Here is a 23,832-nt window from a genome sequence, read left to right as displayed (position 1 = left end):
AACCGCACCCGGCAGACTTCGTGCAATCGCAACCCTTGGGAGGACTGATATGCGACGGCATCTGATGACGACGACGGCAGCCATGCTGCTGGCAATGACAGGTTCCGCTTTCGCCGGAATGGAGGAGGCAAAGCAATTTCTGGACAAGGAAATCGGCGATATGTCGTCGCTTTCGCGTGCAGATCAGGAAAAGGAACTGCAATGGTTTATCGATGCCGCGAAACCTTTTGCTGGCATGGACATCAAGGTCGTTTCCGAATCCCTGACAACACATGAATATGAATCGAAGGTCCTGGCACCGGCGTTTACCGCTATTACCGGCATCAAGGTCACGCACGACATCATCCAGGAAGGTGACGTCGTCGAAAAGATTCAGACCCAGATGCAGACCGGCCAGAACCTCTATGACGGCTGGGTGAATGACAGCGACCTCATCGGCACGCATTGGCGTTACCAGCAGGTGCGCAACCTCACGGATTTCATGGCAAATGAGGGCAAGGACGTCACCAATCCCGGCCTGGATCTCAAGGATTTCATCGGCAGCGCCTTTACGACGGCACCGGACAAGAAGCTCTACCAGCTTCCCGACCAGCAATTCGCGAACCTGTACTGGTTCCGCTACGACTGGTTCAACGACGACAAGAACAAGGCCGATTTCAAGGCCAAATACGGCTACGACCTTGGTGTGCCCGTAAACTGGTCGGCCTATGAGGATATTGCCGAATTCTTCACCGGCCGTGATGTCGGCGGCAAGAAGGTCTTCGGCCATATGGACTATGGCAAGAAGGACCCGTCGCTTGGCTGGCGCTTCACCGATGCCTGGCTTTCCATGGCCGGCAACGGCGACAAGGGCCTGCCAAACGGCCTGCCTGTCGATGAATGGGGCATCAAGGTCAACGACAAGTCGCAGCCGGTCGGCTCGTGCGTGGCACGCGGCGGCGATACCAACGGTCCGGCGTCGGTCTATTCCATCGAAAAATATCTCGAATGGCTGAAGAAATTTGCGCCGCCAGAAGCGCAGGGCATGACCTTCTCCGAATCCGGTCCGGTGCCGGCGCAGGGTAACATTGCCCAGCAGATCTTCTGGTACACAGCCTTCACTGCCGATATGGCCAAGCCCGGCCTGCCTGTCGTGAACGAGGACGGTTCGCCGAAATGGCGCGTCGCACCTTCCCCGCATGGCGTCTACTGGAAGGACGGCATGAAGCTCGGTTATCAGGACGTGGGTTCGTGGACGCTGATGAAATCCACCCCTGACGATCGCGCCAAGGCCGCATGGCTTTACGCGCAGTTCGTAACTTCCAAGACCGTGGATGTGAAGAAGAGCCATGTTGGTCTAACCTTCATTCGCGATACCACCATCCATCACAAGAGCTTCACGGACCGGGCCGCCAAGCTTGGTGGTCTGATCGAGTTCTATCGCTCGCCCGCTCGCGTGCAATGGTCGCCAACCGGCACCAACGTGCCTGACTATCCGAAGCTGGCACAGCTCTGGTGGCAGGCAATTGGCGATGCATCTTCGGGTGCCAAAACCGCTCAAGCCGCAATGGACTCGCTCTGCGCCGAGCAGGAAAAAGTCATGGCCCGTATCGAGCGCGCCGGTGTGCAGGGCGATATCGGCCCAAAACTGGCGGAAGAACACGATATCGACTACTGGAACAAGGACGCCGTTTCGAAGGGCAATCTGGCACCGCAGCTGAAGATTGCCAACGAAAAGGAAAAGCCGGTCACCGTCAATTACGACGAGCTGGTCAAAAGCTGGCAGAAGTAATGTCTGCGTGAAATCTTAAACCGGGGCGGCTTTGCCGCCCCGTCATTGCGTTTGAAAGGGAGTGACATAATGGGCGGTTATATTCTGGCGATCGATCAGGGGACGACATCGACAAGGTCGATGGTCTTTGATCGCGACATGCGGGTCATCGGTGTCGGCCAGCGAGAATTTCCGCAGCATTTCCCGGCCTCCGGCTGGGTCGAACACGATGCCGAGGATATCTGGAAAAGCGTGCTTGAAACAATCCGGCTGGCGCTTGCCGATGCCGGTATCTCCGCTTCCGATATCGAGGCGATCGGTATCACCAATCAGCGCGAAACGACCGTGCTGTGGGACCGTAATACGGGTGAGGCCGTGCATCGGGCCGTTGTCTGGCAGGATCGCCGTGCTGCACCAATTTGCGAGGATTTGAAACGAAGGGGGCTGGAGCCGCTCTTTTCGAAAAAGACCGGTCTGCTGCTCGACCCCTACTTTTCCGGCACGAAGCTGAAATGGCTTCTCGACAGCGTCAGCGGCCTTCGCGAAAAAGCCGTGAAGGGCGAAATCTGCTTCGGCACGGTCGACAGTTTCCTGATCTATCGCCTCACCGGCGGTCGCCGCCATGTGACCGACGCCACCAATGCCTCGCGCACGCTGATCTACAATATCGAGGACAATGCCTGGGATGACGAATTGCTGTCCATCCTCGACATTCCCCGCGCCATGCTGCCGGAGGTGCTTGATTGCGCTGCCGATTTCGGCGTAACGGACAAGGCGCTTCTGGGTGCGGAAATTCCGATCCTCGGCGTCGCCGGTGATCAGCAGGCTGCCGTTATCGGTAACGCCTGCTTCGAACCCGGCATGATGAAATCGACCTATGGCACCGGCTGCTTTGCGCTTCTCAATACCGGCACCGACCGGGTCGCCTCGACAAACCGGTTGCTGACGACCATTGCCTACCGTCTCGATGGCGTGACGACCTATGCGCTCGAAGGCTCGATCTTCATTGCCGGCGCCGCCGTGCAATGGCTGCGTGACGAGCTCGGTTTCATATCGGTCGCGTCTGAAGTCAGCGCGCTTGCCGAAAAGGCTGATCCCAAGCAGCGGGTTTACCTCGTGCCGGCCTTCACCGGCCTTGGCGCGCCCTATTGGGATGCCGAAGCGCGGGGCGCGATTTTCGGCCTGACGCGTGGCACCGGCCCTGCGGAGTTTGCCCGTGCGGCTCTCGAAAGTGTCGCCTATCAGACTTTCGATCTTCTGGATGCCATGCGCAACGACTGGGCGGGCGACAATGGCAAGACGGTGCTCCGGGTCGATGGCGGCATGGTTGCCTCGGATTGGACCATGCAGCGGCTGGCGGACATTCTCGCTGCACCGGTCGACCGGCCGGTATTCCTGGAAACCACCATTCTCGGTGCGGCATGGCTCGCAGCATCGCGCGCCGGCATCTGGCCGGACCGGGAGGCCTTTGCCGCCCATTGGAAACGGGATCGCCGTTTTCTGCCAGATATGGATGAGACTGAGCGTAAGAGCGCCATCGCGGGGTGGCGTGATAGTGTTGGCCGCTGCCTCTCGAAACGGGAAGATTGACGCAAGCAAGCGTCTTTTTTACGCAAAACTGCCCGGTGCGATGCTCTTGCTGGATACCAGATCGGAAAGGGCGCGCACCAGTTTTGTGTCCGCGCCCTTACTTGGCTGAAGCACGAATTCCACGTCTTCGAGCGCCGGCAGCACATCAGCCGCAATCTCCCTGAGGCCGGCTGGCGCCATGCTGCGCGGTTGCACGAGGATCCCCATGCCCGCCCTTGCGGCAGCGGTCAGTCCGCTAAGGCTGCCACAGGTGCAGACGATCCGCCACGCGAGACCTGCCCGATCCAGCGCTTCCTGTGCCGCCTTTCGAGTAATGCTTGGCGGCGGAAAGGCGATCAACGGCAGGGCGTCCGGTTGGCTCAGCATTCGCTCCGGGTCACGCGCGAGCCATACCAGAGGTTCGCGGTACAGGAAGTGGCCGAGCTTATCACCGAGTCGACGTTTCGCGAGCACGACGTCCAACTCGCCATTATCCTGCATCTGGTAAAGCACGCCGCTCAGCGACACCGTCAGCTCCAGATCGACCAAGGGATACAGGCGGATGAATTCTTCCAGAATGGCGGTGAGCCGGCTGGCGACGAAATCCTCGGAAACGCCGAGCCTTAAGCGCCCGCGCAGGCGGTTTTCGCTGAATAGCGATGAAACCCTGCTGTCGATCTCCAGCATATTGCGGGCATAACCGAGCAGCGCCTCGCCTTCGCCCGTCAGCTTCACCTGATGGGTGCTGCGCGCAATCAACCGACGGCCAAGTGCCGCCTCAAGCCGCTGAATATGCTGGCTGACGGTGGATTGGCCGATGCCCAGCCGCTCGGCAGCCAGCGTGAAGCTGCCGGTTTGCTGAAGCATCACGAAGCTGGCAAGATGTTGAAGGTTCAGCATTTATCTCATATCGTGATAACTGTTAGTCTTTGCATCCGAATTCATGATGAGCGATAGTATGGGATATTTCAAGCAAAACCGATGTCGGAAAGACCTCCCATGACCCGCTTCCTGCCTGACCGTTTCACCATGATGCTGGTGGTCACCGTGATCCTGGCTTCCCTTTTGCCGATCAGCGGACAGCCAGCGGTGTATTTCGGGCTTGCCACGAAACTGGCAATCGCATTGCTGTTTTTTCTCCACGGCGCGCGGCTGTCGCGGGATGTGGTGATTGCGGGTATCTTGCACTGGCGCCTGCACATGGCGATCCTTCTCGTCACCTTCGGCCTTTTCCCATTGCTGGGCGTGGCGATCGGTTTCATTCCCGAGAGCATTCTGCCGGCACCGCTATATATGGGTGTGCTGTTTCTCTGCGTCCTGCCGTCGACGGTGCAATCGTCCATCGCCTTCACATCCATGGCAGGCGGAAACGTGCCTGCCGCGATCTGTTCAGCCTCCGCCTCGAATATTTTCGGTATGGTGCTGACGCCGCTGCTGGTCGGGCTGCTGTTCACGGTCGGTGGCCATGGTGGTGGATTTTCGCTGGATGCGTTCCTGCAAATCTTCCTGCAACTGCTCTTGCCCTTCATCGCCGGCCAGGTGCTGCAGCCGTGGATCGGTGACTGGATCAGGGCACGCAAGAAATTGCTGTCGCCGGTCGATCGCGGTTCCATCCTGATGGTGGTCTATCTTGCCTTCTCCGAAGCAGTTATCGAAGGCATATGGCAGACGTTTTCCGTGCGCGATATCGGCGTTGTCATCGGCATCAATATCGTTCTTCTGGCGCTTGTTCTCTGCGTGACGATGTTCGGCAGCCGGGCGCTCGGTTTCGACAAGGCGGATGAAATCACCATCACCTTCTGCGGGTCGAAGAAGAGCCTTGCCAGCGGCGTGCCCATGGCAGGAGCGATCTTCGCCGGCCAGAGCATCGGCGCAATCGTATTGCCAATCATGCTCTTCCATCAGATTCAGCTGATGGTGTGCGCAGTGCTGGCCCAGCGTTATGCCCGCAAGGCCCATGAAAAAGCAGCGATAACGGAAACTGTCGCTGCGGAAGGCGCGGCAGTATCCACCCGCTGAGGGATGAATTTTCGGCAAACAAAAACGGCCCCTACGGGGCCGTTCGTTTGACATCCGGATCGGCTTAGTTGACCTGGGCCGGCGTGATCTGTGCTTCGATCGTCTTCGGCGCATCTGCGCTGTCGGAGGAGATCGCGATACGGCGCGGTTTCATGGCTTCCGGAATATTGCGGACGAGATCGATGTGAAGCAGGCCATTCTTCAGGGAAGCGGTCTGGACTTCGACATGATCGGCCATCTGGAAGCGGCGTTCGAAAGCGCGCGTGGCAATGCCGCGATACAGGAACTCGCCTTCAGACGACTTCTCATCTGCAGCCTTCTCGGCTTTCACCGTCAGCGTATTGGCACGGGATTCTATGCTTAGTTCCGTTTCATCGAAACCGGCAACCGCCATGGTTATACGATAGGCGTTTTCACCCGTCCGCTCGATGTTATAGGGCGGATAGGACTGGGCCTGTTCGGGTTGACCGAGGCCGTCGAGCATCGAAAAAAGACGATCGAAACCGACGGTGGAGCGATAGAGGGGGGAAAAATCGACGTGACGCATGGTGTCCTCCTTATGAAGCGACTGTTTGCGGTTGATCCGGCGTCCCGTTCTGGCGACGGCCGGACATATGGCGCGGCCCCGTTCTGGCTGCCGCATGAATGAGATGGGAATGGCTTGGCGCTCCGTCAAGGGGGCGCTTTAAAGCGGAAAGGGCGACAACAAGATGAACCATCGCTGAACATCCGGTTCCAGCATCGTTCAGTTTGAGAGCCATAAATATCCGTCATCGGAGACATGCTCCGTGGCAGAAGCAATAACGTCCCTTCTTCTTCTGCCCTATTCGCCGGAACCGCGACTGCTTTAACCGACGGTTCCGGCAATTTTTTCTTTGACCTTCCGCCGCCGCCGACCTATCCCGAAAAGGCAGAGAAGCCGGAAAAGACCGATGATCGAAGCCACATTGCGCGAGAGCGAAGACAACCCGGTTCCCGGCAACCATACCGCCGGTTATTTCACCGGCCACGGCGGCAAACAGCTTCGATACGCGATCTTCCGCGCCAGCCGACACATTGCGCGCGGAACTGTGGTTCTGCTGCATGGTCGCAACGAATGTATCGAGAAATATTTCGAGACCGTCAGCGATCTGACGGCCATGGGATTCTGGGTCGCGACCTTCGATACGCGTGGGCAGGGCGGTTCCGAACGGCTGCTGAAGAAGCCAGGCGCCGGGCATGTACGACGTTTTTCCGACTACAAGCGCGATATAAGTTTGTTTCTCGAACAGGTGGTGCTGCCGGATACCCGGCTGCCATTCTTCATGATCGCGCATTCAACCGGCGCACTTGCAGCACTGGCCGCAGCACCCGGCCTGTCGAACAGGATCGACCGTCTGGCGCTTTGTTCGCCCTTTATCGAGCTGGACAGCCAGCAATCCGTTCCTTCGTCCGTCATCCGGCTGGTCGCGACCGCTTTAAGCCTGTTGGGTCTTGGAAAGCTTCAGCTCGGCAGGGATCAGCGCGAACGGGATTTCGATGGCAACCCGCTGACCTCTGACGCCAGACGTTTTGCCAGAAATCTTGCGCTGCATCGGCAATTTCCGGAACTCTTCATCGGCGCACCGACAGCGCGATGGGTTTATGAAGCGCTGAAAACAATGGGTCGGGTGACCCGTCAGGACCATCTGACGGACATAACCATTCCCACCCTCATTCTTGCGCCGATGCTGGATACGATCACGCCCTATAAGGCGCAGGAGGAACTCTCGCGCAACTTCCGCGCGGCGCAGCTTCTTCCCATAACCGGCGCGCGCCATGAATTGCTGCATGAGCGCGACGTTTTCCGCAAACAGGCGCTGGCGGCCATCGACGCCTTTTTCGCGCCGGAATGACGCGGCGATGACGGGGATGGCGCGGTTTGCGCCATCCCCGTCAGTCGTATCATCTACAGTTTTGAAAGAATGGCGAGCGCCTGTTCGTGCACGGCTTTGGAACCGGCTGCCAGAATGCGGCCGCCATTTTCCGGACGCCCCCCATCCCAGGTGGTGATGATGCCACCTGCCTGTTCGATCACCGGAATGAGCGCGCCGACATCATAGGGCTTTAGGCCCGATTCGATCACCAGATCGACATGGCCGGCGGCAAGCAGGCAATAGGCGTAACAATCCACGCCGTAACGGAAAAGGCGAACCTGATCCTGCACCTTGTCGTAAAGGGGCTTTTCTTCCGTCGTGAAGATATGGGGTGTCGTGGTGAACAGCACAGCATCCGACAGCGAAGCGCATTCGCGCGTGCGGATCTTGCGTTCACCATCCGGCCCGAAATACCATGCGGCCTCGCCGTCGGCGAAATAACGCTCTTTCGTGAAGGGCTGGTCCATGATGCCCATCGAAGCGCGGCCGGCCGACTGGAAGCCGATCAGCGTGCCCCAGACCGGCACGCCGGAAATGAAGGCGCGTGTGCCGTCAATCGGATCGATAACCCAGATATGTTCGCGATCGAGGCCGACATTGCCGTGTTCTTCACCAAGAATGCCGTGTTGCGGGAAACGTGCCTCGATGAGGGCGCGAATGGCGCTTTCTGCTGCCTGATCGCCTTCCGTCACCGGGTCATAGCCGCCGTCCTCCTTGTTGGTGACGGCAATGCCTGTGCGGAAGCGGGGAAGCGTTTCAGCGCTGGCGGCTTCGGCAAGTTTGAAGAAGAAATCCCGGTCGGGCAGCATGCGAAACCTCATTGCCTGAATTATTGGGCCTGAACTGTATGGCGAAATGCATAGACCGGAATTGCACCCGCCGTCCACACGTACGGATGCAAGCAAGGCCGATTCCAAATTTTCAGCATAAGCCTAAAAAAAGTGCATAAAATAAAATGATTGACAATTGTGCATATAGTGCGTAGCGTGACCCTGCAGTCTTTGACTGTAAATACCCTCCTTGGGTGTTTCCTCCCTAGACTTGACCGCGCCAAGGCGCGGTTTTTTTTGCCCGGCGCGTGGCCAGGCGGTCTGGAAGGGGGATCTGAAATATCCTGGAATTTGATGTGTTATTCGGCGGCGAGCGAGGTTTCGATCGCGTATTCCGAAACGAAAGCGCCGAGCTGGCGCATGAAGATTTCAAGCGATGCCTGAATGGCTGGAAAATCTGCTTTCTTCGAAAGCGTTTTTTCATCGACGTACAGCGCCCGATTGACCTCGATCTGGAGCGCGTGAAGAGAGCGGATCGGTCGCCCGTAATGTTCCGTGATGAAGCCGCCGGCATAGGGCTTGTTGCAGACCGCAACGAAACCCAGTTCTTCAAGAAAATGCAGAGCGGCGCGGGAGACCTCCTGGGAAGCACTGGTGCCGTAGCGATCGCCTATAATGACATCCGGCCGCAGGTTCGAGCCGGCAACGCGGATATTGCCCGGCATCGAATGGCAATCGATCAGTACCGCCATGCCGAAATTGGCGTGGGTGCGTGACAGCAGCCGGCGCAGGCAGGCGTGGTAGGGTTTGTAAATCGTCTCGATGCGTGACAGCGCCTCGTCCACCGGCAGGCGGTGGGCATAGATGTCCATATTCTCGGCGACGATACGGGGTACCGTTCCCAGGCCGCCGGCAACCCGCATGGAGCCGATATTGGCATAGGGAGGTAGAGTGCCTTCGAACATGCGCGGATCAAGCTCGTAGGGCTCGCGATTGACGTCGAGATACGCGCGGGGAAAATTGGCTTTCAGCAGCGGCGCACCGATGTCGGGCGCAGCGGCGAACAGCTCGTCAACGAAATGATCTTCCGAGCGCCGGATCTCGTGCGAATCAAGCCGTGCCGATTCCAGAAAGGAGATGGGGTAACAGCGACCGCTATGGGGTGAATTATAGACGAATGGCAGGGTTTGAACGGCAGGTTCCGTTACTTCGAACAGCTCGTATTCACCCGTTATCCAGTCCATTCAGTGCCATTTACCATGTCGTAAACTATCAGGATGTTCATGTTGCCAGTTACGGTGCGGCAAGTCCATACTATCGACCATGCAGCGCTATACCGATTCTTGTGTTCACATGATATTTACCGTGAAAATCCTATAATCGGGCTAGGGTATCTCAAACATTGAGCAGTTACGGTCACTTATGATGAATCAGAAAATTCTTCTCGCTGAAGATGATAACGATATGCGCCGCTTTCTCGTCAAGGCGCTGGAAAAAGCCGGTTACAAGGTTTCTTCCTTCGACAATGGCGCAAGCGCTTACGACCGGCTTCGCGAAGAGCCTTTCTCGCTGTTGCTGACAGATATCGTCATGCCCGAAATGGATGGCATCGAGTTGGCCCGGCGCGCGACTGAACTCGACCCCGACCTGAAAGTCATGTTCATCACCGGCTTTGCGGCCGTCGCGCTGAACGCCGATTCGAAGGCTCCAAAGGATGCCAAGGTGCTTTCCAAGCCGTTCCATCTTCGCGATCTGGTGGATGAGGTCAACAAACTCCTTGTGGCGTAAGGGGTCTCAAAAAACCTTCACAAAACCGAAAAAAAGCAGTTGACGCATGAACCGGTTTTGTGGTCTATCCGCCGCCACGGAGGGCGTGTAGCTCAGCGGGAGAGCACTACGTTGACATCGTAGGGGTCACAGGTTCAATCCCTGTCACGCCCACCATCCGAATTCTTAAATATCAAGGCCTTGCGAGAAATCGCAGGGCCTTTTTGCATAGTGGCCCGAGTGTCAATCGAACCTGTTCCCTATGGAGTATGCGTCAACGGTCCCATCACAGGAACCGGCTGCGACACCGTCATAAATACCACTCCAAATAGGGCAAAGAGGATCGGCGGGAGGACTTTGCGGCCTTCCATGCGGCATGGACATGGAGAAGGGCGTGATGAACCGAAGCGTTTGCGCGCTACCCGCCATTTGGCGTCCTGAGTGCATCGCGCCTTGCCATCCCTTGGTCTTAAGACATCCGACTGCCGCCAGCTGATTGGTATAGGCACGCTGATTGACTGCCTATTCGATCCGCGGAGTTCGCTCGAGCGACGGGCTATCCTGTAGGCAGCCTCCAAACTATCCATGCGCTCCGCAATAAATTTCACTCAAAAAAATAAAATTCAAACCGGATTGACGCTTGCCCGGTTTCCCGATATCTCAAACGTCATGCAATAAATTACACGACTTAAAATTTATTGCGGACTGGTCATTGTCCTTGGGAGGGGAATATGTTGGCTTTTCTGAAATCGACCGTTGCCGCGGGTGTTTTAGCCGTGGCGATTTCCGCAGGCGCCGGCTCTCAGGCCGCTGCTGCGGGCAAATTCGCCTGTGAACCGGGCGAGACCTATGTGATGAACGTCATGGTTTCCAGCCACCCCTATTGGGTGCCGGTCTTTGAAGGTTTCAAGCAGGCCGCGAAGGCCTTGGGCTGCGAGGCCGTTTTCACCGGCACGCCCGAATACGACATCACCAAGCAGATCGCTTCCTTCGAGCAGGAACTGGTGAAGAAGCCGAAAGGCATATTGCTGCATCCGATGCAGGCCGATCCCTTTATCGAACCGATCAACAAGGCGATCGACTCCGGTGTTTCGGTGACGACTTTTGCGGCGGATTCGCCGAAGTCAAAACGCACCGCCTACATCACCTCGGACAATGTTGCCGAGGCGAAGTTTGCGGCTGACGAGATCGTCAAGAAGCTGGGCAAGAAGGGCGAATATGCCGTTCTCGAAAATCCGGGCCAAAGCAACCATGATCTGCGCGTCACCGCACTGATCGATTACATGGGGCGCACTTATCCGGAAATGAAGCTCGTCGGCCGCCAGGCGACCAACCAGGATGCAAACGTCGCCTATCAGGCGGTGGGTGCCCTGTTGCAGGCCAACCCCAATCTCGGCGCATTGTGGATTCCTGAAGCCGGCTCGGCTGAAGGCGCAACGACCGCTGTTCTCGAGGCCAAGAAGAAGGTCCTGATCCTGCATGCGGATATTACCCCGGCGACGCTGGAGCACATCAAGCAGGGCAACATCTACATGTCCATCAATCCCAATCAGGGCGTTCAGGGCTTCATGGGTTTCATGAACACCTTTCTGGGTGCCCATTCGGATCTGATCGACCCCTTCAACGACTACAAGGTATCAGGCTTCAACCCGATGCAGGTGCCTTCGATGGACAATGGTTTCGCCGTGATTACCAAGGCGAACGCCGCTTCCTTTGATCTCAATGACTATATGAAGGGGCGCTGACGCGCCGCCCTGAAACCGGCGAGGTTTACGCCTCGCCGGCAAAGGGGAGCCACGTTCGGGAGGGGCGTTATGGGCGAGGTCATCCTCAACATGACGAATATTCACAAGGCGTTCGGGCCCGTGCGGGCGTTACGCAGTGCTGCCTTTGAGCTGCGGCGGGGAGAAATCCATGCGCTCGCGGGTGAAAACGGCGCCGGTAAATCGACGCTGATGCATATTATCGATGGCATTTTGCAGCCCGATGGCGGCGAAATCCTGCTGGACGGCAAACCGGTCAAAATATCCTCGCCCAATGCGGCGAACCGGCTCGGTATCGGTTTCGTGCATCAGGAGATTGCGCTTTGCCCGGAAATTTCGGTTGCCGAAAACATGTTCATGTCGGAGACCGGCCAAAGCAAATCCTGGTTCATGAATTATCGCGATCTTGGCAAGCGGGCGGCAACCATCCTCAAGGAAATCGGCGATATCGATCCCGCCAGCCGCGCCGGTGATCTGTCGATTTCGCAACAGCAGATCGTCGAGATTGCCAAGGCGCTGACGCTGGACTGCCGTATCCTGATCCTTGATGAGCCGACGGCGGCTTTGACCGAAACCGAGGCCCAGACCCTTTTCCGGATCATGCACCGGCTGGCGGAACGCGGAATTGCGATCATCTATATCTCGCACCGGATGGCGGAGATTTTTGAGCATTGCGACCGCATCACGGTGATGCGCGACGGTTGCCACATCAGGACGGAGAATATCTCGGAGATTTCCCCGGAGGAAGTCGTCAACAGCATGGTGGGACGGGTGCTCGACAAGCTCTACCCACCGAAACTTACGGAAGAAGAAAAATCGAATGACGTCATTCTCTCTGTTCGGGGACTGAACGAGGGAAAGCGCGTTTTCGATGTCGATTTCGATCTGCGCCGGGGCGAAATCCTCGGGCTCGCCGGCCTGATCGGCGCAGGTCGAAGCGAAATTGTCCGTGCGGTCTGCCGGCTGGAGGGAAAACCAAAAGGCGAGGTCACGTTGCGCGGCCGGCCGCTGAGGCTCAATGACTATCGCGACAGCATTCGGGAGGGGCTGGTCTATCTGTCGGAAGACCGCAAGGGCGATGGGCTGTTTCTCAACATGTCCATTGCCGCGAATGTCTCGGCGCTCGATGTTGGCAGGATATCGAACGGCATGGGCTTTATCGAACGGCGCAAGGAAATGAAGCGCGCCGACGAGTTGGGACGCCGGCTGAAATTGCGGGCAAACAGCGTCGGTGACGCTGTCTCTACCTTGAGCGGCGGCAACCAGCAGAAGGTGGCACTGGCAAAGATGCTGTCGGTGGAGCCACAGGTCGTCTTTCTCGACGAGCCGACACGCGGGGTGGATGTGGGCGCAAAGGCCGAAATCCACCGCCAGATCCGGGAATTGGCACGCGAGGGTGTGGGCGTGATCGTCATATCCTCTGAATTGCCGGAACTCATCGGTGTCAGCGACCGCGTGCTGGTCGTGCGCGAGGGGCGCATTGCCGGCGAGGTTGAGGGTGAGAACATGACGGAAGAAAAGATCATGCAGCTTGCATCGATCAATATTGCAGAGAGCCCGGCAGGGGCCTGAGGGAGCGGGAAAATGGCAACATCGGAAACACCTTCGGGCATTGCAGAAGTGGCGGTTCGCCGCACAGGCTGGTGGGAACCGGCGCTCAAGGCACGGGAAACCGGACTTATCGTCATCATCCTCGCCCTTTTCGCGGTGATGTCTTTCATATCCCCGTATTTCCTGACGGTCGACAATCTGCGGGCCATGGCGATGGTTTTCGCCATCGAAAGCATCGTCGTGGTCGGCATGACGATCCTGCTAATCTCGGGCGGCATTGATCTATCCGTCGGTTCCGTCACGGCGCTTGCGATGGTTGCGGCTGGCTGGCTATTCCTCAACGGTGTCGATCCCTGGGTCGCGGCCGGGCTGGCAATCTGCCTCACCACGTTGGTCGGCATGGCCATGGGATTTCTGACAACGGTCATCGGCCTGCATCACTTCATCGTATCGCTCGGCGTCATGGTGATTGCGCGCGGCGTCTGCCTGCTCGCAACGGGCGGCCGGCCGCTCGGTCTCTACTCGCTGCCGCCGGAATTCAAATTCATCGGCCAGGGCGCGCTTGGCGGCATTCCGCTGGTGCTGATCATATTCGCGGTGGTGGTCGTCTGCTTCGATCTCTTGCTGCGGCGCACGACGGCATTCCGTAAGGTGTTCTATACCGGCAGCAATCCGAAAGCGGCGGCTTATTCCGGCATCCGCGTCGGCCGGGTGGTGTTTGCCACCACCACGCTTTGTTCGATGCTGTGCGGTGTCGCAGGCGTGATCTACATGGCCCGCTTCGGGTCAGCACAGCCGAGCTTCGGAGTCGGCATGGAACTTAACGTGATTGCAGCCGCGGTCATCGGCGGCGCCAGCCTTTCGGGCGGCTCGGGCACCATTCTCGGCGCAATCCTCGGGGCGATCCTTCTGTCGGTCGTTTCCAGTTCGCTTGCCTTGCTCAATGTGTCTGTCTACTGGCAGGACATCATCAGGGGAAGCATATTGCTGACGGCGGTCCTGTTCGACCACTATCTTGTCAAGCGTCGCCGCTGAGCGCCTGTGGTAATTGGAGATATACGATCATGCTGGATACCAAGGACGATTTCGATCAACAGAGGCAGATGTACTCCGTCCTGGTGCTGCATTTCATCGAGGGCGTGAAGCAGTCGGAAATTGCCGAGCGGCTCAATCTCTCCCACACCAAGGTGAACCGCATGATAGCGGCGGGCCGCAAGGCAGGCATGGTAAAGATCACTATCGCCAGTCCCTATCAGAGGCTGGTGGACCTCGAAAACGAGATCACACGCCGCTTCGGCCTCAGACAGTCGGTGGTGACACCAACGGTGTCCGACAATCCGGAAACCGCGCTGCAGATGGTCGGACGCGTGGCCGCCAACCACTTGCTGGAGACGATCCGCGACGGCGACGTGATTGCGATTACCGGCGGCAAGGCGGTGAGCGCCGTCGTCGATAATCTGGAGGCGGAGCGCCGTTTCGATGTGCGGGTAGTGCCGCTGACCGGGGGTGTGCAGGGCAAGCATTATACGGATGTCAATCATCTGGCCACGCAACTGGCGGAAAAGCTCGGCGGCAGCGCGTCGCTCATTCATGCGCCGCTATTTGCCGAGGATGAGGAACAGCGTGATCTCCTGATGAATGTCGCTTCGATCCGCGAAGTATTCGACTTAGCGCGGCAGGCGCAGGTGGCACTGGTTGGCATCGGTTCCGTGGAGGCGCCCGGTTCCGGTTATTACGATCTGCTGCCGGATGTGGCCCGTGGCGGGCAGGCGCTGGTGGATGCGGGCATTGCCGGGGAATTCCTTGCCCATCTCACCATGGCGGATGGGCAGCTGGCGCGGATCGATCTCAACTCGCGCGTGGTGGCGCTGGACCCCGGGCAGCTTGCCCGGTGCCCGAACATCATCGGCGTGGCGGCCGGGGCCATCAAGGCCGGACCGGTGGCAGCCACGCTTGCCGGCCGCTATCTGACCTCGCTCGTCGTGGACGAGGCGATCGCCGGCTATTTACTGGATCAGGAAGAGGGGGAAACTTCGTGACGGACAATTCAATATTGACCCGGACGATTGGCGGCAGCAGTATCAGCGCATCAGCCGTGGGGCTGGGCACCTGGGCCATCGGCGGCTGGATGTGGGGCGGCACCGATGAGCGGCAATCCGTCGCCGCTATCCAGGCCTCCATTGACGCCGGCATTTCCCTGATCGATACCGCGCCAGCCTATGGCATGGGTCTTGCGGAAACCATCGTCGGCAAGGCGATTGCCGGCCGGCGCGACAAGGTGGTGCTGGTCACCAAATGCGGGCTGGTCTGGCATGTGAACGAGGGCGCCTATTTCTTCCACCAGGATGGCAAGGCCGTTCACCGTTATCTCGGCGCCGCTTCGATCCGGCATGAGGTCGAAGAGAGCCTGAAGCGGCTTGGAACCGACTATATCGACCACTATGTCACCCACTGGCAGGATGCGACGACGCCAATTGCCGAGACGGTGGAAACGCTTGTCCGCCTGAAGGACGAAGGCAAGATCCGTTCGATCGGCGCGAGCAACGTCTCGCCGGAGGATTTGGTAGCCTATATCGCCACCGGCGCGCTGGATGCCATCCAGGAAGAGTATTCAATGGTGCGGCGGGACATCGAGACGACACTTCTGCCGCTTTGCCGCACGAGTGCTGTTTCGGTCCTGAGCTACTCGTCGCTGGCGCTCGGTCTCCTCTCGGGCAAGGTCGGACCCGAACGGGTTTTTGCAGGGGATGATCAGCGCAAGGGCAATCCGCGTTTCAGCCAGGCAAACCGCGAGAAGATCGCGCGGCTGACGCGGGGTCTGGAGCCGGTGGCCGAAGCGCATGGGGCGTCGATTGCGCAGGTCGTGATTGCCTGGACGATTGCCCAGCCCGGCATAACATTCTCGCTGTGCGGCGCGCGCGATCCGGCTCAGGCGGTTGAAAACGCTGCTGCGGCCCGCCTGCGCCTTGCGGAAAATGAACTGGCTCTCATCAGCGCCGGCGTTGCCGAGCATCTCGTGGGGCTCGATGGGTAAATCATGTAGCTGAGACGGGGCTTCAGGCGAATAGCGCATAATTTTCGTCACCCCTCTCTCTCGTCGCTTTAAACGTTTAACAACATTGGGACGCTGGTTGTTAGCCAGCGAACGGTATTCCTATGCCCAGTTTTCGCGAGGACGCTCTACGCCGCATCCGGCAAGACGGTGATTTCGACGCCGTCGTCATCGGTGGCGGTATCAATGGTATCGCCGCCTATCGCGATCTCGCTTTACAGGGACTGCGGGTGCTTCTGGTAGAGCGCAACGACTTCTCGTCCGGTTGCAGTGCTGCACCCTCGCGCATGATCCACGGCGGCCTGCGGTATCTCGAAAATGGTGAATTCGGCCTTGTGGCGGAATCGCTGCGGGAGCGTGATGCGCTTCTGACGCTGGCACCGCATATGGTTCATCCGCTGCCGACGACGATCCCGATATTTTCAACCTTCAGCGGCCTGTTCAATGCGGCTGCGACCTTTGTGGGTTCCGGCGGAAAACCCGCCAGCCGGGGGGCACTGGCCATCAAGGCGGGCCTCATGCTCTATGATTTCGTCACCCGCAAAAATCGCATCCTTCCCCGACACACCTTCCGTAACGCACGCAAGACGTTGCAACGCTGGCCGGGCCTGACGCCAGGCATCAGATATTCGGCCACCTATTATGATGCGTGGATCAGCCAGCCCGAACGGCTTGCGCTGGAGCTTCTGATCGACACCCGGGCCGATGCGCCGCAAAGCATTGCGCTGAACTATGCCGAGTTTGTCCGCGCTGGCGGTGATTATGGTCTTAAGGTGGAGGGCACGGACGAAACCTTGCCCGTCCGGCCACGCATCATCGTCAATGCGACGGGCGCCTGGATCGATGAGACGATTGGAGCGCTAACGACCACACAGGCTGCGGGGAGGGCGAAACCGACCGTTTCCGGCACCAAGGGATCGCATCTGATCCTCGCCAACGAGGCGCTCTTTAAGGCCTTGAACGGCCATATGATTTTTTTCGAGAATGCCGACAACCGTGTCTGTATCCTCTTTCCCTATCTTGGCCGGGTTCTCGCCGGTTCGACAGATATCAAGGTGGATCGTCCCGAACGGGTGCGATGCGAACCGGAAGAGCGTGATTATATTCTCGATGCGGTCCGTCAGGTCTTTCCGCATATTTCCATCGACCATTCCGACATCGTCTACAGTTTCAGTGGCATACGCCCGCTGCCGCGCAGCGACGCGGCCTTTACCGGAAGAATATCCCGCAGCCATTTCATCCACCGCGTGGAGGGCGATCCGCCGCAGCTCTGCATGATCGGCGGCAAGTGGACGACGTTCAGAGCCTTTGGCGAACAGGTGACCGACGAGGCTCTGGCCTTTCTCGGACGCAAGCGGCTGACTGGCACAATGAACCGCCCGATCGGCGGCGGCAGGAACTTCCCCAGCGGTGCCGGGCGCCTGCCGGCCCTGCTGTCGGAGGAATTTTCGATCGACCGGGACCGGGCCGAGTATCTGGCATCGGCCTACGGTTCACGTGCCTTCGAGTTGATGGGTTTTTGTCGGGGCCGTCCGGATGACAGTCCGCTTTGCGAAAAACCGCCGATCACGGCGGCAGAGGTGGTCTGGCTGATCCGCTGCGAACATGTCCGCCATCTGACGGATCTCATCCTGCGCCGCACGACGCTTGCCATTACCGGCGTCATCGATGCCGATCTGATCGATGCGATCCTTGGCGTCGCAGCGCGCGAGCTGGGATGGGCGCCACAGCAGGCGGCGGACGAACGGCAGCGGCTAATTGATGAACTGGAGACCTTTTACGGGGTCACGACGGCAATGCTTAAACACAGATGCAAGGAGAATGCATGATGATGCGGATTTCGAAAAAGGCGCGCATGAACCGGCTGTTCCGCAATGGTGGATGCTTGGACGTTGCCATTGATCACGGGGTTTGCAACGAGCCGAGCTTCCTCGTCGGGCTGGAGGATATGGCTCAAACTGTGGACAGGCTGGTCGAAGCAGCTCCCGATGCCATCCAGATGACCTACGGACAGGCGGACCTGCTGCAGCAAAGGCCGCAGCGCGACAAGCCGGCGCTCGTCATGCGCATCGACATGGGCAACCCCTATAATTCAACGCGCCACAGAACCATGTGGTCGCAGCTCCAGAATTATCACGATCCGATCATCGGCGCGCTGGAGATGGACGCCGCCTGCGTCGTCGTGAACCTGTTCATGTTGCCGGACGAGCCGGAACTGTTTCGCCAATGCGTCGAGAATATCAGCCGCGTGCGCGCCGATTGCCATCGTTACGGCATGCCGCTGATGATCGAACCGCTGGTGATGTTGCCCAATGAGGTGCGCGGCGGTTACCAGGTGGATGGCGATGCTGAAAAGATCGTCACGCTGGTGCGTCTTGCCTCGGAAATGGGAGCCGATATCATCAAGGCCGATCCCACCAGCAATCCGCTGGATTTTCACAAGGTCATCGAGGCAGCGCGGTGCCCGGTTCTGGTGCGGGGCGGGGGGCGTGAGGACTTGCGCAACGTGCTGGCGAAATCAGCGGCACTGGTGGCCGAAGGTGCGAATGGGATGGTCTATGGACGCAATATCTACCAGCATGACAACCCCAAGGCCGTCGTTGCGGCCTTGATGGCTATAATCCATCAGGGTGCGGGCAGCGAAGAAGCATGGGACATCTATAATCGTGGCTGATAAAAATCATATATTGGGTCTGGATGTCGGCAACACGGTTATCAAGGCGGTGCTGTTCGACACGGCCGGCCGGCAGGTCGCGCAACACGCCATCGACGGCCATTCGACATTTCCGCAGCCCGGTTACGTCGAGCGCGATCTGGAGGAGTTGTGGCGCAACGGATGCGAGGCGATCCGCCAGCTTCTGGCAAAATCGTCCGTCGATCCCCGGAGCATCCTCGCCGTCGGTTGCGCCGGCCACGGCAACGGTCTCTACCTGCTGGACAAGGATCAGCAGCCCCTGATCGGTATCCAATCGCTTGACAGCCGAGCCGCCGATGTGGCGGTAGAGCTTGACCGGAAAAGCGGCGCGCAACTACAGAACCGTTGTCTGCAACGGCCTTGGCCCGCGCAAACGCCCAGCCTGCTGGCCTGGGTGAAAAGGCATGCGCCCGATACATATGCCCAGATCGGAACGGTGCTGTTCTGCAAGGATTTCCTGAACTTCCGCCTGACCGGCTGTCTTGCCAATGATATTTCCGATCTCAGTGGTGCGGGGTTGCTTGCCTTCCCCGAAGCGAAGCTCGACCGGGAACTCCTGTCGCTCTACGGGCTTGAGGATGCCGTCGCCTTTTTTCCGCGCCTCGTAGAATCGGCGGATATCGTCGGCCATGTGACAGCTGAGGCTTCGGCTCTGACGGGGCTTTCCGAGGGCACACCCGTTATCGGCGGTTTTTTCGATGTCGTCTCCAGCGCCATGGGGTCGGGCGTCATCAACGCCGGGGAGGCTTCTATCATCGCCGGCACCTGGAGCATTAATCAGGTTTTCGCGGATAAACCGGTCATCAGCCCCGATGTCTTCATGGTCACGACCTTCGGACGTGACCGCTTTGTCAATATCGAGTCCAGCGCCACCTCTGCGGCCAATCTTGAATGGTACGTGCACCGTGTTCGCGGTGACCATGGTGACCATGCCTTCGAGCGCTGCAACGATCTGGTCGGTTCCGTTTCGCAACGCGCCGACGATCCGTTCTTCCACCCGTTCATCTTCGGTTCGCGACTGGGCGCGGAATTTCGGGGCGGGTTTTATGGTCTGGCGGGATGGCATGGCGAAGGCCACATGCTGAGAGCCCTGTTCGAGGGTGTGTGTTTCGAACACCGCCGCCATATCGGCGTTCTCAGGGAAGCGGGGCTGCCGGTCGACAGTGCCGTCATGTCCGGCGGCGGTTCCCGCAGCCAGCATTGGCCGCAGATCATGGCGGACGTTCTTGAAATCCCGCTGCGTGTCGCGGAGGCCCGCGAGACCGGCGCGCTTGGTGCGGCCATCGGCGCGGCCGTGGCGGTCGGTCTCTATCCCGGCTATGAAGCGGCGGTCGCAGCGATGACCCGCGTGGCCAGTGCCTACCGGCCGGATGCGGGGCAACTCCCGCATTATAGGCGGCGCTACGGCCTCTACACACAATTGACCGACCAGTTGCGCGGCTTCTGGAGTGATCTGCGTTTGCAGGACTAAAGGCTCCCGGTTTTCCTGATCAGCGGCACGCAATGATGCGTGCCGCATGAGCTTGCTCGTAGCCTGCAATATATGCTGGCGTTTCGGAAGGTTCGGATATCGCGTAATATTTTGTTTGTACTGTAATATTACGGTTTTATAATTTATTTCTGTTTTCTTAATTGCGCTAAAAATATGAATTAAAGTAATTTTTAAGCATAGTTTTCTAATATTATCGTCTGGTCTGGTTGCTGACATTTTGGGCTTGCGCGCAGCGACCTCAACCGTCGCGGCCGGGATTTTTTGTGAGGATGAGACATGCTGTTTAAATCGACAACGGGCCGTAATATCTTCGCAGTCGCCGCATGCGGCGTCGTTGCAACGATCGCGGCTTCGGCCGTGCTGTTTTATCGGTCCTTTGAGGATACGAGGGCCAACAGTATGGAGCGTATGCAGCAGATCGCGCAAGCCGAAGCCTTGACGACCGAGAAAAATATCGGCGGCATGATTCACATCGTCAATAGCCTCGGCTCGGTTCTGGAATCGATGAAGCAGTCGGGCGATGCCGATCGGAGCAAGGCCGATCAGCTTATCCGGCACATGCTGGCGAACAATCCCGATTTGCTTGGTCTCTGGACCGGATGGGAGCCCAATGCCTTCGATGGCAAGGATGCGGACTTCGTCAACAAGGAGGGATATGATGCGACTGGTCGTTATGTACCCTATTGGGTGCGGAGCGGAGGCAAAATAAGCAACACCGCATTGACGGATTATACCACCGCGGGTCCAGGCGATTATTATCAGTTGCCCTTCACATTGAAGAAAACAGTCGTTATCGAACCCTATTCTTACGCAATCGATGGCAAGGAGGTTCTGATTACCTCGGTCGCCAAACCTGTCATCGTCGACGGTAAAACTCTGGGCGTCGCTGGCCTCGATCTGTCGCTGGAGGAAACGAACAAGGCGTTGTCAGCCGTCCGGCCGATGGGAACGGGCTTCATGAGCCTTGTGAGTGGCGGCGGCAAGATCATCAGCCATCCCGATGCGACGATAATGGGTAAGAACCTCGCAGATGGCGGCGCACAAACTGCAGGCTGGGATAAACTGATCGCCAATCCCGGAAAAGAGCTGGAAATGACGGCACAGGACGGCACGGTTTCCCTTGCCGTCGCCTTGCCGGTCATGCTCACCGGCGACATGAAATGGTACGCAATCGTCTCGGTTCCGGAAGACACGGTCTTTGCGCAGCTGCATGCAATGATGCGTGACGCCGTCCTGACGATCGTGACGGCGGCGGTGCTGCTGGCGATGGCCGGCTGGTTTATTGCACGGCGGTTCATCAACCGCATCACGAATGTCATCGATGAGACCGCCCAGATCGCTCGGGGAAATCTCCAGCTGACATTGAAGGATATCGAGACCAGGGACGAGATCGGCGATCTTGCCCGCTCGCTTGACGTTTTGCGCGAAAACAATCGTGAAAAAGCCTTGCTGGAGCAGGAAGCGGAAGCCAACCGAACTCTTGGCGAACAGGAGCGGGTGGCCCGCGAAAACAAGGCTGCCGAAGAGGCGAGCGGCATCCGTTTCGCGGTTGACAGTCTGGCTCAGGCGTTGGCCAGGCTCGCAGATGGCGACGTGTCCTGTCGTATCAACGATCCCTTTGTCGAGCGGTTCGATGCCGTGCGCAACGATTTTAACGGTTCTGCCGGGAAGTTGCAGAACGCGCTTCTGCGGGTGTCGGATAATGCCGCCGGTATTGATGCCGGCGCTAATGAAATCAAGGCAGCCTCCGATGATCTGGCAAGGCGGACGGAGCAGCAGGCTGCTGCCGTGGAGGAAACCGCCGCAGCTCTTGAAGAGATCACGATAACCGTGAAAGACGCCGCGAACCGTGCGCACGAGGCGGGCCGTCTGGTTTCCCGCACGCGCATCGGTGCGGAACGATCGGGCGAAGTCGTGCGTCAGGCCGTAATCGCGATGGAGCGGATCGAAAAATCCTCGAACGAGATTTCCAGTATCATCGGTGTGATCGACGAGATTGCCTTCCAGACCAACTTGCTTGCGCTCAATGCCGGCGTGGAAGCGGCGCGAGCCGGCGAGGCGGGCAAGGGTTTTGCCGTGGTGGCGCAGGAGGTGCGCGAACTTGCACAGCGTTCTGCCGGCGCGGCGAAGGAAATAAAGTCGCTGATCACAAAATCGAACCAGCAGGTCGAAGAGGGCGTGCATCTTGTCGGCGACACCGGCAAGGCACTCGACGCGATTGTCGCCGAAGTGCAGGAGATCAACCAGCACGTCGCCGCGATCGTCGAATCCGCGCAAGAGCAGTCGTCCGGCCTTCAGCAGATCAATACCGCCGTGAACCAGATGGATCAGGACACGCAGAAAAATGCCGCGATGGTGGAAGAAATKACCGCCGCAAGCCACAATCTTGCAGGCGAGGTCGATGCGCTGAACCGGTTGCTCGGCCAGTTCGAGCTGGGTTCAGGCGCACTTGCTCATCGGGGGACTCTCAAGGCGGCTTGATCGGCCGCCACGGGTTTTAGTTCGCTTCACGTTCAGCGCCGCCAACTATAGGAAGCGGCCTGACGAAGCGCTGTTCCAGAACCTCGCTTCCCCACTGGCTGCCGGGACGTTCCTCTACACAGGTAAAACCCTGGGCCTCGTAAAGATGCCGTGCCGCCAAAAGTCCGTTGAAAGTCCACAGATGGGTTTCGGCGAACGCTTTTTCGTCCGTGAACGCAAGGGCGGTTGCCAACAGCCTTCGCCCGACGCCGCCGCCACGCACGCCATCATCGACGATGAACCAGCGCAGATGCGCGGTTCCCGGTCCCAGATCTTCACCGTCGATTGCGACGGAGCCGATGATATCGTCTCCACGCATTGCGACCCAGATCGCATTTTGCGGGCTTTCGAGCCGGTTGCAAAAGGAGGCGAGACCTTCGGCAACAACGGATTCGAAGCGCTGGCCGAAGCCTGATGTCCGGGCATAATAAAGCGCATGCATTTGCGTGATACGGGCAATAAGGCCGGGCCTGTAGCCCCTGACGATTTCGATCGGGGGAGCCGCGGCGTCGGCTCGGTCTCCCAGCGCGTCGGCATAAAGGCGAAGCCCGTCAAGGATTTTTTGGCCATCCGCAGGCGCGAGCCGCGACAGTGCGTTTGATACCTGTCGGTTGGCAAAGGTGTGGATGGCTTCGACCCGCTTCTGTCCTCGCCCGGCGAGGCGCAACCGCTTGATACGACTATCCTCTTCGTCCGTTTCTTCCAGAACATCGCCCGAAAGAACCAGTTTGCGAAGCATGCGGCTGATGCTCGACTTTTCAAGCCGAAGCAGCTTTCCCAGATCGCGTGCGGTAATGCGTGGGCATGCCTCGATCTCGATCAGGGCGTGCACGGCGGAGGGCGGCAGATCGGTGCCGGCAAAGTCTCCACCCATGAAGCCGAGTTCGCGCACGAGCCGACGCGAGGTGGAGCGGATATCGTTTATGGGAAAGGGTCTTTCGGACATGCCAAATCCATTATGGTTGCATCATGCAACCATAATCATATTT

The 23,832-nt window shown here is 58.6% G+C and carries 19 protein-coding genes and 1 tRNA gene; 15 read left to right on the top strand and 5 right to left on the bottom strand.

The genetic code is table 11. From position 1 onward, the window contains the following. Positions 1-49: 49 nt before the first annotated feature. Both AC1DCP_RS16235 and glpK read left to right on the top strand, forming a co-directional pair. A complete protein-coding gene (locus tag AC1DCP_RS16235; protein ID WP_003511579.1) occupies positions 50-1,771 on the top strand; it encodes an ABC transporter substrate-binding protein in 1,722 nt (573 codons plus the stop codon). Positions 1,772-1,840: 69 nt separating this feature from the next. Beyond that, positions 1,841-3,340 carry a glycerol kinase GlpK gene (glpK, locus tag AC1DCP_RS16230; RefSeq protein ID WP_003511578.1) on the top strand — a complete coding sequence of 500 codons (1,500 nt, stop codon included), beginning with the start codon at positions 1,841-1,843 and terminating at the stop codon, positions 3,338-3,340. A gap of 18 nt (positions 3,341-3,358) precedes the next feature. Here the strand turns inward: glpK and AC1DCP_RS16225 are convergent, their stop codons facing one another. Continuing rightward, the gene (locus AC1DCP_RS16225; RefSeq protein WP_003511576.1) at positions 3,359-4,219 is read right to left on the bottom strand and encodes a LysR substrate-binding domain-containing protein; all 861 of its coding nucleotides are present in this window, start codon (positions 4,217-4,219) and stop codon (positions 3,359-3,361) included. A 99-nt stretch (positions 4,220-4,318) separates the two neighbouring features. Between AC1DCP_RS16225 and AC1DCP_RS16220 the strand changes: the two genes are divergently transcribed. Then, positions 4,319-5,338, top strand: coding sequence for a bile acid:sodium symporter family protein (locus AC1DCP_RS16220; RefSeq protein WP_111788915.1), 1,020 nt, complete (start codon positions 4,319-4,321; stop codon positions 5,336-5,338). Between the two features lie 64 nt (positions 5,339-5,402). Here the strand turns inward: AC1DCP_RS16220 and hspL are convergent, their stop codons facing one another. Next, on the bottom strand, positions 5,403-5,885 hold the full coding sequence (hspL, locus tag AC1DCP_RS16215; RefSeq protein WP_019564988.1) for a heat shock protein HspL: 483 nt from the start codon (positions 5,883-5,885) through the stop codon (positions 5,403-5,405). A 385-nt stretch (positions 5,886-6,270) separates the two neighbouring features. Here hspL and AC1DCP_RS16210 point away from each other — a divergent pair, with 385 nt between their 5' ends. Continuing rightward, positions 6,271-7,212, top strand: a complete 942-nt coding sequence (locus AC1DCP_RS16210; RefSeq protein WP_112154887.1) for an alpha/beta fold hydrolase — start codon at positions 6,271-6,273, stop codon at positions 7,210-7,212. A 53-nt stretch (positions 7,213-7,265) separates the two neighbouring features. Here AC1DCP_RS16210 and hisN read toward each other — a convergent pair whose 3' ends face one another. Together hisN and AC1DCP_RS16200 are read right to left on the bottom strand one after the other, a co-directional pair. Next, entirely contained in the window at positions 7,266-8,042 is a 777-nt protein-coding gene (gene hisN / locus AC1DCP_RS16205) for a histidinol-phosphatase (protein WP_013761929.1), read from the bottom strand. Between the two features lie 320 nt (positions 8,043-8,362). Further along, positions 8,363-9,247 (bottom strand): N-formylglutamate amidohydrolase, encoded by an 885-nt coding sequence (locus tag AC1DCP_RS16200; RefSeq protein WP_003511568.1) that lies wholly within the window; start codon positions 9,245-9,247, stop codon positions 8,363-8,365. Between the two features lie 181 nt (positions 9,248-9,428). Between AC1DCP_RS16200 and cpdR the strand changes: the two genes are divergently transcribed. From cpdR to AC1DCP_RS16145, 11 genes are all read left to right on the top strand, one after another. Further along, positions 9,429-9,791, top strand: coding sequence for a cell cycle two-component system response regulator CpdR (gene cpdR / locus AC1DCP_RS16195; protein ID WP_003497910.1), 363 nt, complete (start codon positions 9,429-9,431; stop codon positions 9,789-9,791). Positions 9,792-9,872: 81 nt separating this feature from the next. Continuing rightward, positions 9,873-9,947 (top strand) — tRNA-Val (locus AC1DCP_RS16190). 554 nt (positions 9,948-10,501) lie between these two features. Beyond that, on the top strand, positions 10,502-11,515 hold the full coding sequence (locus tag AC1DCP_RS16185; protein WP_003511565.1) for a substrate-binding domain-containing protein: 1,014 nt from the start codon (positions 10,502-10,504) through the stop codon (positions 11,513-11,515). A gap of 69 nt (positions 11,516-11,584) precedes the next feature. Beyond that, complete coding sequence (locus tag AC1DCP_RS16180) at positions 11,585-13,105, top strand: sugar ABC transporter ATP-binding protein (RefSeq protein WP_013761926.1); 1,521 nt, start codon at positions 11,585-11,587, stop codon at positions 13,103-13,105. A gap of 12 nt (positions 13,106-13,117) precedes the next feature. After that, positions 13,118-14,119 (top strand): ABC transporter permease, encoded by a 1,002-nt coding sequence (locus AC1DCP_RS16175; RefSeq protein ID WP_003511562.1) that lies wholly within the window; start codon positions 13,118-13,120, stop codon positions 14,117-14,119. Between the two features lie 29 nt (positions 14,120-14,148). Further along, positions 14,149-15,123: a sugar-binding transcriptional regulator gene (locus tag AC1DCP_RS16170; protein WP_019564982.1), complete on the top strand. Its 975-nt coding sequence runs from the start codon at positions 14,149-14,151 to the stop codon at positions 15,121-15,123. Beyond that, positions 15,120-16,118, top strand: a complete 999-nt coding sequence (locus AC1DCP_RS16165) for an aldo/keto reductase (RefSeq protein ID WP_476774435.1) — start codon at positions 15,120-15,122, stop codon at positions 16,116-16,118. Before AC1DCP_RS16170 ends, AC1DCP_RS16165 begins: the two co-directional genes overlap by 4 nt. Before the next feature lie 122 nt (positions 16,119-16,240). Further along, the gene (locus AC1DCP_RS16160; RefSeq protein ID WP_476774434.1) at positions 16,241-17,965 is read left to right on the top strand and encodes a glycerol-3-phosphate dehydrogenase/oxidase; all 1,725 of its coding nucleotides are present in this window, start codon (positions 16,241-16,243) and stop codon (positions 17,963-17,965) included. A gap of 2 nt (positions 17,966-17,967) precedes the next feature. Then, positions 17,968-18,810 (top strand): class I fructose-bisphosphate aldolase, encoded by an 843-nt coding sequence (locus tag AC1DCP_RS16155; RefSeq protein WP_112513736.1) that lies wholly within the window; start codon positions 17,968-17,970, stop codon positions 18,808-18,810. Further along, positions 18,803-20,302, top strand: coding sequence for an FGGY-family carbohydrate kinase (locus AC1DCP_RS16150; RefSeq protein WP_476774433.1), 1,500 nt, complete (start codon positions 18,803-18,805; stop codon positions 20,300-20,302). Before AC1DCP_RS16155 ends, AC1DCP_RS16150 begins: the two co-directional genes overlap by 8 nt. 297 nt (positions 20,303-20,599) lie before the next feature. After that, positions 20,600-22,804, top strand: a complete 2,205-nt coding sequence (locus AC1DCP_RS16145) for a methyl-accepting chemotaxis protein (RefSeq protein WP_476774432.1) — start codon at positions 20,600-20,602, stop codon at positions 22,802-22,804. Between the two features lie 16 nt (positions 22,805-22,820). On the opposite strand, the gene AC1DCP_RS16140 is transcribed toward AC1DCP_RS16145, so the two are convergent. Then, positions 22,821-23,789, bottom strand: a complete 969-nt coding sequence (locus tag AC1DCP_RS16140; RefSeq protein WP_476774431.1) for a GNAT family N-acetyltransferase — start codon at positions 23,787-23,789, stop codon at positions 22,821-22,823. Positions 23,790-23,832 lie beyond the last annotated feature (43 nt).

The organism is Agrobacterium sp. 10T429 (assembly GCF_056393925.1).
The sequence above is the reverse complement of the archived record's forward strand: the minus strand, read 5'-3'. Positions and strand labels throughout refer to the sequence as shown.

Coding starts and splice junctions, on each gene's coding strand:
- glpK (WP_003511578.1), top strand. CDS start 1,841: ATGGGCGGTTATATTCTGGCGATCGATCAGGGGACGACATCGACAAGG.
- AC1DCP_RS16160 (WP_476774434.1), top strand. CDS start 16,241: ATGCCCAGTTTTCGCGAGGACGCTCTACGCCGCATCCGGCAAGACGGT.
- cpdR (WP_003497910.1), top strand. CDS start 9,429: ATGAATCAGAAAATTCTTCTCGCTGAAGATGATAACGATATGCGCCGC.
- AC1DCP_RS16210 (WP_112154887.1), top strand. CDS start 6,271: ATGATCGAAGCCACATTGCGCGAGAGCGAAGACAACCCGGTTCCCGGC.
- AC1DCP_RS16155 (WP_112513736.1), top strand. CDS start 17,968: ATGCGGATTTCGAAAAAGGCGCGCATGAACCGGCTGTTCCGCAATGGT.
- AC1DCP_RS16180 (WP_013761926.1), top strand. CDS start 11,585: ATGGGCGAGGTCATCCTCAACATGACGAATATTCACAAGGCGTTCGGG.
- AC1DCP_RS16175 (WP_003511562.1), top strand. CDS start 13,118: ATGGCAACATCGGAAACACCTTCGGGCATTGCAGAAGTGGCGGTTCGC.
- hspL (WP_019564988.1), bottom strand. CDS start 5,885: ATGCGTCACGTCGATTTTTCCCCCCTCTATCGCTCCACCGTCGGTTTC.
- AC1DCP_RS16225 (WP_003511576.1), bottom strand. CDS start 4,219: ATGCTGAACCTTCAACATCTTGCCAGCTTCGTGATGCTTCAGCAAACC.
- AC1DCP_RS16140 (WP_476774431.1), bottom strand. CDS start 23,789: ATGTCCGAAAGACCCTTTCCCATAAACGATATCCGCTCCACCTCGCGT.
- AC1DCP_RS16200 (WP_003511568.1), bottom strand. CDS start 9,247: ATGGACTGGATAACGGGTGAATACGAGCTGTTCGAAGTAACGGAACCT.
- AC1DCP_RS16185 (WP_003511565.1), top strand. CDS start 10,502: ATGTTGGCTTTTCTGAAATCGACCGTTGCCGCGGGTGTTTTAGCCGTG.
- AC1DCP_RS16170 (WP_019564982.1), top strand. CDS start 14,149: ATGCTGGATACCAAGGACGATTTCGATCAACAGAGGCAGATGTACTCC.
- AC1DCP_RS16235 (WP_003511579.1), top strand. CDS start 50: ATGCGACGGCATCTGATGACGACGACGGCAGCCATGCTGCTGGCAATG.
- hisN (WP_013761929.1), bottom strand. CDS start 8,042: ATGCTGCCCGACCGGGATTTCTTCTTCAAACTTGCCGAAGCCGCCAGC.
- AC1DCP_RS16220 (WP_111788915.1), top strand. CDS start 4,319: ATGACCCGCTTCCTGCCTGACCGTTTCACCATGATGCTGGTGGTCACC.